The organism is Cupriavidus gilardii (genome assembly GCF_013314895.1).
Taxonomy (GTDB): Bacteria; Pseudomonadota; Gammaproteobacteria; order Burkholderiales; family Burkholderiaceae; genus Cupriavidus; species Cupriavidus gilardii_C.
On sequence record NZ_JABTYE010000055.1, the window covers coordinates 1 to 1,969 of the forward strand.

Genomic DNA, 1,969 nt, shown 5'->3' on the forward strand with positions numbered 1-1,969 from the left:
TTTTTTTTTTTCCCCCCCCCCCGCTGGGGGGGGGGGGGGGGGGGGGGGGCCATCGAGCGGGTGTTCTGCCATTGCGGCTGGAAACCACCCCCTCTCCCCAACCCTCTCCCCCAGAGGGGGAGAGGGAGAACACAATCAGGACGCGTTACCCTCTGCGCCCAGCCCGGCTCGGCTCAACCCTGCGGCGGCACATAGCCCGCCGCCTGATCCGCGCCCTCGCCGAAGAAGTACTTCTCGGTCTGCTTCAGCAGATACTGGCGCGCACGGGTGTCGGCCATGTTCAGCCGGTTCTCGTTGATCAGCATGGTCTGGTGCTTGAGCCAGCCGGCCCAGGCCTCCTTCGACACGTTCTGCCAGATCTTCTTGCCCAGTTCGCCGGGCAGCGGCGGGAAATCGAGGCCCTCGGCCTCCTTGTTCAGCTTGACGCAATGGACCATGCGGGCCATGGGGGACTCCTTGTATTCGTGTGATCGCGGCGAGCCGCGCTGTGGGTGCGCGATGTCGGGGGCTAGCCGGCGGCGTTCGTAAGGCGGCTATTGTAGCGAAGCGGGCGCGTCCGCCGCGCCTCGCCCCTACCGCGCTTACAGTTTCTTCATCAGCACCATCGACTTGCGCTGCCAGTTGTACAGCTTGCGCTTGTCCTCGGGCAGGTCGTCCACGCTGGCGCGCACGAAGCCGCGCTTCAGGAACCAGTGCTCGGTCCGCGTCGTCAGCACGAACAGCCGATCCAGGCCGAGGGCGCGCGCGCGCCGCTCGATGCGCTTGAGCAGCCGTTCGCCGTCGCCGGTCCCCTGGGCATCGGGCGACACCGTCAGGCAGGCCATCTCGGCCATGCCTTCGCGCGGATAGGGATAGAGCGCGGCGCAGCCGAACAGCACACCGTCGTGCTCGATCACCGAGAAATTGCCGATGTCGCGCTCGATCAGATGGCGGCCGCGCGGCACCAGCGTGCCGTCCTGCTCGAGCGGCGCGATCAGCTGCACGATGGCGCCGACATCGTCGAGCGTGGCTTCGCGCAGGCTCTCCAGATCGGTGTCCGAGATCATCGTGCCGACACCGTCGTGCAGGAAGAGTTCGAGCAGCACCGAGCCGTCCATGTCGAACGGGATCAGATGCGCGCGCGGCACGCCGCCCTTGAGCGCCTTGACCAGATGCTGCAGGTAGTAGGCGACGTCGGGTGGCAGGTGGTTGTTCTGCAGCCGTTCGACCGCGGTGCGCAGCGACATCTCCGGCATCAGCTTGCCGACCGGATCGAGCACGCCCGGCACCTCGGTGATGAAGATCAGCTTGTCGGCCTTCAGCGCGGTGGCGGTGGCGCTGGCCACATCCTCCATCGACAGGTTGAACGCCTGGCCGGTGGGCGAGAAGCCCAGCGGCGACAGCAGCACGATCTTGCCGTGCTGCAGCGACATGCGCACCGAGTCGCCGTCGATCTTGCGCACCAGGCCGGTGTGCTGGTAGTCGGTGCCCTCGACGATGCCGACCGGGCGCGCGGTGACGAAGTTGCCCGACACCACCGACAGCTGCGCACCGGCCATCGGGGTATTCGGCAGGCCCTGGCTGAAGGCGGCCTCGATATCGAGGCGCAGTTCGCCCGATGCTTCCTTCGCGCATTCGAGGGCGGCGTTGTCGGTGATGCGCAGGCCGTCGACGAAGCGCGACTCGACCTGGCGCAGCGCCAGCTGTTCCTCGACCTGCGGGCGCGAGCCGTGGACCAGCACGATCTGCATGCCCATCGCGTGCAGCAGCGCGACGTCGTTGACCAGCGCGTTGAGCATGCCGGCCTTGACCAGCTCGCCGCCGAAGGCGATCACGAAGGTCTTGCCGCGGAAGGCGTGGATATACGGCGCGACCGCGCGCAGCCAGTCGACGAACTGCTGGCGGTCCGGTCCGGGCGCGGCGCGCTCGGGGGTGGCCGGTGCCCTCGGCACGCTCGGCACATCGGGGGTGGTGGGGGGAACAGCCACGG

General features: G+C 68.0%; 2 protein-coding genes. Both read right to left on the reverse strand.

What is annotated here, in order from left to right; translation table 11 throughout:
- Positions 1–173: 173 nt before the first annotated feature.
- A complete protein-coding gene (locus tag HTY53_RS24560) occupies positions 174–446 on the reverse strand; it encodes an oxidative damage protection protein (protein ID WP_174109191.1) in 273 nt (90 codons plus the stop codon).
- Positions 447–581: 135 nt separating this feature from the next.
- Positions 582–1,967 (reverse strand): amino-acid N-acetyltransferase, encoded by a 1,386-nt coding sequence (argA, locus tag HTY53_RS24565; RefSeq protein WP_174109192.1) that lies wholly within the window; start codon positions 1,965–1,967, stop codon positions 582–584.
- Positions 1,968–1,969: the final 2 nt, after the last annotated feature.

Excerpts from the sequence above, each read along its gene's own strand:
- HTY53_RS24560 (WP_174109191.1), bottom strand. The coding sequence starts at position 446 with ATGGCCCGCATGGTCCATTGCGTCAAGCTGAACAAGGAGGCCGAGGGC.